Genomic DNA, 6,905 nt, shown 5'->3' with positions numbered 1-6,905 from the left:
GCAATCACTGATCGTCGGCATTGTCGCCGGCCTCGCCTCCGCCCTTCTCGTCATCGGCTCCGGCGATATGTCCGCGCTGTCCGTCATCCTTTCCGCCGGGGCAACGCTGCCGGTGCTGATAGCCGGGATGGGCTGGTCAAACCTGGCAGGGGCGGCAGCCGTGGCAACGGGCGCAATCGTCATAGCGGCGGCCATCTCGCCGCTCGGCGCGGCGATGGTTGCGGTAACGACGCTGGCGCCCGCCGCCTGGATCGCGCACCTGTCGAACCTTGCAAGACCGGCGGAAGAACTCGGCGGACCGCAGGGCAAGCTTGCCTGGTATCCGCTGTCCGACATCATGCTGCATATATGCGGCCTTGTTTCCCTGTCCCTGATCATACTCGGTTATGCCGTCGGCTACGGCGAGGATCTCGTGTCCGAGGTGGTCGGCAATGTGTTCGCGATACTGGGTGAACAGAACCCGGACATGCAGATAGACGAGGCCGGCAGGCAGGACATGGTCGCATTCACGACCCGGGTCTTGCCCGCGCTGCAGGCGATGATGTGGGTCATTATCCTTTTTACGGCCTGGTACCTTGCCTGCGGTATCGTGCGGCTTTCCGGCCGCGCCAAGCGGCCCGCCGATCTTATCCCGGCGGGGCTGCGCATGTCGCGGCTCGGCCTGCTTGTCTTCGGTGCCGGTCTTGCATTGACCTTTGTCGGGGGTACGGTCGGCCTTATCGGATCGGTTATCTCCGGGGCTTATGCCGGCGGCTTCATGATGGCGGGGCTTGCCATGCTGCACCACCGCGTCATGCAAAAGGCGTGGCGTTTCGCGGCGCTGTGGATGACCTACACCGCCATCATTTTACTGTTTCCGCTGCCGCTGATCGCCTTCCTCTTTGCAGGACTGTTCGAGACGGCGCGCACGGCTCCCCTATCCACGTCCGGCCCGGGGCCGGACAATTCCAACGATCAAACGAACTGACGAAATCTGAAAGGAAACCCCGATGGATGTCATTCTTCTCGAACGCGTAGCAAAGCTCGGGCAGATGGGCGATGTGGTGAAGGTACGCGACGGATACGCGCGCAACTACCTTTTGCCCAAGGGAAAGGCGCTGCGGGCCAATGACGCGAACAAGGCCCGCTTTGAAAGCGAGCGCGCGCAGCTTGAGGCGCGGAACCTGGAACGCCGCGGCGAAGCGCAGCAGGTCGCGGACAAGCTCGACGGCAAGTCCTTCATCGTCGTGCGCGCCGCCGGCGAGACGGGCCAGCTTTACGGCTCGGTCGCCGCACGCGATGTCGTCACCATCCTGGAGGAAGAAGGCTTCTCCATCGGCCGCAGCCAGGTGGAGCTGCGCACGCCCATCAAGGCCATCGGCATGCACGAAGTCATCATCTCGCTTCATGCCGAGGTCGAGGTCAAGGTCGAGCTCAATGTCGCCCGTTCGGCCGACGAGGCGGAGCGTCAGGCCAAGGGTGAGGATCTGACATCGGCCGACGCCATTTACGGCACGGACGAGGAAGAAGAGGTTCACGCCGAGGACATGTTCGAGGAAGGTGTCGAATTCTCCACGGAAGAATCGGACGCTGCCGAGGAAGCCGAGGCTGAAGAGGAAGCCGCTGCGGAGGCAGAGGCCGAGCCTGCCGACGAGACCGAGGAAGAGCCCAAAGCCTGATCCGGGCTACAGAGGCAACAGGAAACCCGGCCATTGCGCCGGGTTTTTTTGTGCCCGCCAGAGAGCCACCGGCCTGAAAGGCTCCACACGCTTGCGGCAATTTCAATCACAGGACGCGGATTTCTGCGGAAAAAACAACCATCTGGACTATTCACCAAAGGCTGCTACACTTTTCTTGAAGACGGAAAACTCTGTTAGAGCGAGATGAGGTTAGATTGAAGCATTTGACCGCGGCGATTTTGGTCTCTGACTAGGCGGGTTGCGCGCCGTGGTGTTATCCCACCACAAGCGCGAGCCAACGCAGTCAGAGGGCAAAATCGCCCGGCCCATTCAGCGGTATTCTCCAATATCCTCTTCCTTTCAAGGGTGGGGAAAATCGGCCCATCGGCAGCGTTGCGCCTCTTGCCCGATGCACCACATCGCGCTGCGCGACGCGCCTTGCCGAGTGAACCGATTTTCCGCCATCAAATGATTCAAGCTAACCTCATCTCGCTCTAGTCTTGTAATCTAGAGGTTTTCACCGTGAACCGTTTTCTGGGGCACCTTTTACGCAAGCTCATCAAGACCGGCGATCTGACGATTACGTCCGCCGACGGCACCAAATTGCGGCTTGGTGACGGTACGGGCACGTCCGTTCATCTGCGTTTCAAAAGCGCAGCGGCCGAGCGGGCGGTCGCGTTCGACCCCAACCTCAAGCTCGGTGAGTGCTATATGGACGGCGATCTGGAGCTTGAGGAAGGCTCCATTTACCGGCTCCTGGAACTGATCTTCAAAAATGTGCGCCAGCACAGATCAACCCCGGCCAGATGGGTCAGGACACTGGAGCACCTGCGCCGCATCCCGGCGCATATACTGGAATGGAACACGCTCGGCCGTTCCCGTTCCAACGTGCAGCATCATTACGATCTTTCCGGCAAGCTCTACGATCTTTTTCTCGATCAGGACCGGCAATATTCCTGCGCCTATTTCGAGGACCCGTCAGTGGATCTGGAACAGGCCCAGTTGGCGAAAAAGCGCCTTATCTCCTCCAAGCTGATCATGAGCCGCGAGGGGCTTCGCGTGCTTGACATCGGGTCCGGCTGGGGCGGCATGGGGCTGCATCTTGCCAGCCAGTTCAACGCCAATGTCACCGGCGTCACCCTGTCGGACGAGCAACATGCCGCCTCAACGCAGCGCGCCCGCGAAGACGGATTTGCCGGCCAGGTCGAATTCAAACTGCTCGATTACCGCAAACTCGAGCAGGATTTCGACCGGATCGTTTCAGTGGGCATGTTCGAACATGTCGGGCGCCGACACTACTCCACCTATTTCAACAAATGCTCGCAGATGCTCGACGAAGACGGCGTGATGCTGTTGCACACGATCGGCCAGTCCGAACCGCCCACGCCGACAAATCCGTTCATCAGGAAACACATTTTCCCCGGCGGCTATATTCCCTCGCTCTCCGAAATGCTGCCGGCCATCGAACGGTCCGGTCTTGTCGTCACAGACATCGAGGTGCTGCGTCTTCATTACGCCGAGACGCTCAAGGCCTGGCGGTCGAGATTCGTTGAAAACTGGGACAAGGCGAAGGAGCTCTATGACGAGCGCTTCTGCCGCATGTGGGAGTTCTATCTGGCCGGCTCGGAAATCGCCTTTCGATGGCAGGACCTGGTTGTGTTCCAGATCCAGCTCGCCCACAAACCGGACGCCGTTCCCCTCACCCGCGACTATATCGGCGGGAGAGAGCATGTGCCTCACCGGGCCAGGAAAGCCAGCGAATCGGCCCGCAAGAAACGCAAGGCGGCAGCCAAGTAATTTCACCAGCCGCGAATTGATTCGGGTTCGGAAGTCAAACAGAATCAGATAGTATCCTCCTTTCCACACATCTGTTGTGGAGATTGAGCATGGCCGCATGTTTTGTACGCGCGCCGTTTGCGATGGCGTTATACCTGCCCGGCGCGCAAGCGCGCTGAGGGGATTCAAGACAGAAAGCAGGCGATGAGCGATCCGGCACGACCGATTGGCGACTCAGACAGCAATGAGGGTGGCGGTCTTTATCGCGAGGCTCCGGGCAATATCGAGGCCGAACAGGCGCTGCTCGGCGCGATCCTTGTCAACAACGATGCCTATTATCGGGTTTCGGATTTCCTCAAGCCCCAGCATCTGCACGAGCCGCTGCACCGGAAGATCTTCGAGGTCGCCGGCGACATCATCCGCATGGGCAAGACAGCCAATCCGGTCACCATAAAGACCTTCCTGCCGGCGGACGAAAAGGTGGGCGACATGACCGTCGCGCAGTACCTCGCGCGCCTTGCCGCGGAAGCCGTGACGATCATCAACGCCGAGGATTACGGGCGGGCGATCTACGATCTCGCCCTGCGCCGCTCGCTGATCACCATCGGCGAGGACATGGTCAACATCGCCTATGACGCGCCGCTGGACATGCCGCCGCAGAACCAGATCGAAGACGCCGAACGGCGGCTCTTCGAACTGGCTGAAACAGGCCGTTATGACGGCGGCTTCCAGTCGTTCAACGATGCGGTCGCGCTTGCCATCGACATGGCGGGCGCCGCCTATCAGCGTGACGGCGGCCTTTCGGGCATCTCCACCGGCATTACCCAGCTCGACACCCGCATGGGCGGGTTGCAGCCGTCCGACCTCATTATTCTTGCCGGCCGTCCGGGCATGGGCAAGACGTCGCTCGCGACCAATATCGCCTACAACATCGCCAAGGCATACCAGCCGGAGGTTCAGGCCGACGGGACGACCACGGCGGTCAATGGCGGGGTTGTCGGTTTCTATTCCCTGGAGATGTCCTCGGAGCAACTGGCGACCCGCATCATTTCCGAGCAGACCGAGATATCGTCGTCGAAAATCCGCCGCGGAGAGATAACCGAGGCCGATTTCGAGCTGCTGGTCGGCTGTTCGCAGGAGATGCAGAAAATTCCCTTCTATATCGACCAGACCGGCGGCATCTCCATCGCCCAGCTTGCCGCCAGGGCGCGCCGCCTCAAGCGCCAGCGCGGTCTCGACCTGCTTGTCGTCGACTATGTGCAGCTCATGACCGGATCGAAGAAGGCGGGCGATAACCGGGTGCAGGAGATCACCGAGATCACCACCGGCCTGAAGGCGCTGGCGAAGGAACTGAACGTGCCGATCGTGGCGCTGTCGCAGCTCTCGCGCCAGGTGGAAAATCGCGACGACAAGCGGCCGCAGCTTTCGGACCTGCGCGAATCCGGCTCGATCGAGCAGGACGCCGATGTCGTGCTCTTCGTCTATCGCGAGGAGTATTATGTCAAGAACACCGAGCCGCGCCGCACGCCGGAAGAGATCGCAGGCGACATCAAGACCGAGGAATATCTGCGCTGGGAGGAAAAGATGGTGAAGGTGCGCGGCATGGCCGACGTCATCGTTGCCAAACAGCGCCATGGCCCCACCGGAACCGTCTCGCTGGGCTTCCAGGCCGAATTTACCCGCTTCTCGGACCTTGCGGACAACTCCTACCTGCAATACAGCCAAGACTGACCTCATCTTGCTCTAAACAGCGGAATTGGCGGACGCATTGAACGAACGGCACATCGGCACTGAGCACGATATCGATGAAGGATACGGCGCGCGCCTGACCATCGACCTGCAGGCGCTCGCCGACAATTGGCGCACCATGCGCGACCGGTCGCGACCGGCCCGCTGCGCCGCGGTCATCAAGGCCGACGGTTACGGCCTTGGCGCGCCCGAGGTCGCCACCACGCTCTATGCGGCCGGGTGCCGCGATTTCTTCGTCGCGACCGCGCGCGAGGGCGCGATCATCCGCGTCTACGCGCCGCAGGCGCGCATTTTCGTGATGAATTGCATTCTGCCAGGCATCGAGGAAACCTGCCGGGCCACGGGACTGGTGCCGGTTCTGGCGTCCATGGAGCATGTCGCCATCTGGACCAATGCCTGTGTCGCCAATGGCGACCACCCTTGCGCTTTGCAGGTCGACACGGGCATGAACCGACTGGGGATCACACACGAAGAGGCCGTGACGCTGGCGGAAGACGTGACCCGCCCGGCGGGTTTTTCGCCTGTCCTGCTGATGAGCCATCTGGCCTGTGCAGACAGGCCCGATCACCCGCTCAACCGCCATCAGCTTGGGGCCTTTCAGGCCGCCGCCGCCACGTTCGAAGGGGTTGAGGCAAGTTTGAGCAATTCCGCCGGCGTTCTCCTCGGGCCTGAATACAGGTTCGATCTGACCCGGCCGGGTATCATGCTCTTCGGAGGCTCCGTCGGCGAGGATGTCGAGCCGCTGACCCGGCCCGTCGTCACTGCGGAAGCCCGCATCATCACGGTTCGCCATGCCAGGCGCGGAGAGACGGTGAGCTACGGGGCGACCGTGACCCTCGAACGGGACAGCCGTATCGCGGTGTGCTCCATCGGCTATGCGGATGGGTATTTGCGGACACTGTCCGGAAACGGCGTGCCGTTGCGCACGTTAGAAAGCGAGGGCGCCCACGCCTTCGCCGCCGGTCAGCGCCTGCCGGTTCTCGGCCGTGTCACCATGGACATGACGGCGTTCGACATCACCGACGTGCCGGAAAACGCGCTGCAGGCCGGGGATTTTGTCGAATTGTTCGGAAACAATGTCGCAGTCGACGATGTGGCGCGGGCGGGCGGAACGATCGGCTATGAGCTGCTGACGGCGCTCGGCCAGCGCTACCGAAGGCACTATCTGCCGGCCGAAAACGTGGATTGACGGACGGTCATGGCTCGCTCCAAACCCCAATTCGTCTGTCAGAACTGCGGCACGGTCCACACCCGTTGGGCCGGCAAGTGCGACGGCTGCGGCGCCTGGAACACGATTGTGGAGGAAGATCCGGGAGGCGGCATCGCCAGCGGCCCGGGAAAGCCGCGCTCAAAAGGCAAACCGGTGGCCCTCACATCGCTGTCCGGAGACATCGAGGACGCGCCGCGCATCCAGACCGGCATCGCCGAACTCGACCGTGTGACGGGCGGCGGTTTCGTCCGCGGCTCCGCCCTCCTGGTGGGCGGCGATCCGGGAATCGGCAAATCGACGCTGCTGATGCAGGCCGCCGCGGCGCTTGCACGCAGGTCCCACAGGATCATCTACGTATCGGGCGAGGAAGCCATTGCGCAGATCCGGCTGCGGGCGCAGCGGCTCGGCGCCGCCGATACCGATGTCAAACTGGCGGCCGAGACCAATGTGGAGGACATCCTTGCGACGCTGTCGCAGGAAAAGCGCCCCGATCTCGTCATTATCGATTCCAT

The 6,905-nt window shown here is 61.8% G+C and carries 6 protein-coding genes; all 6 read left to right on the top strand.

The window, feature by feature from the left end:
- Positions 1-967, top strand: a 967-nt coding sequence (locus tag AC5E6N_RS17845) for a DUF2232 domain-containing protein (RefSeq protein ID WP_491749081.1), incomplete at its 5' end; no start/stop codon positions are given.
- A 22-nt stretch (positions 968-989) separates the two neighbouring features.
- A complete protein-coding gene (gene rplI / locus AC5E6N_RS17840) occupies positions 990-1,658 on the top strand; it encodes a 50S ribosomal protein L9 (protein WP_491749080.1) in 669 nt (222 codons plus the stop codon).
- 522 nt (positions 1,659-2,180) lie between these two features.
- The gene (locus AC5E6N_RS17835) at positions 2,181-3,455 is read left to right on the top strand and encodes a cyclopropane fatty acid synthase (RefSeq protein WP_491749079.1); all 1,275 of its coding nucleotides are present in this window, start codon (positions 2,181-2,183) and stop codon (positions 3,453-3,455) included.
- 183 nt (positions 3,456-3,638) lie between these two features.
- The gene (locus AC5E6N_RS17830) at positions 3,639-5,165 is read left to right on the top strand and encodes a replicative DNA helicase (protein WP_491749078.1); all 1,527 of its coding nucleotides are present in this window, start codon (positions 3,639-3,641) and stop codon (positions 5,163-5,165) included.
- Positions 5,166-5,190: 25 nt separating this feature from the next.
- Positions 5,191-6,372, top strand: coding sequence for an alanine racemase (alr, locus tag AC5E6N_RS17825; protein WP_491749077.1), 1,182 nt, complete (start codon positions 5,191-5,193; stop codon positions 6,370-6,372).
- A gap of 9 nt (positions 6,373-6,381) precedes the next feature.
- Positions 6,382-6,905 (top strand): ATPase domain-containing protein (locus tag AC5E6N_RS17820; RefSeq protein ID WP_491749076.1); only part of this gene is annotated, 524 nt, incomplete at its 3' end.

It is taken from the genome of Hoeflea sp. (assembly GCF_984452065.1).
Note: the sequence above shows the minus strand (reverse complement) of the source record. Positions and strands in the feature narration are given on the sequence as shown.

Bases quoted from the DNA above. Each gene is read 5' to 3' on its own strand.
- rplI (WP_491749080.1), top strand. From the start codon at position 990: ATGGATGTCATTCTTCTCGAACGCGTAGCAAAGCTCGGGCAGATGGGC.
- AC5E6N_RS17830 (WP_491749078.1), top strand. From the start codon at position 3,639: ATGAGCGATCCGGCACGACCGATTGGCGACTCAGACAGCAATGAGGGT.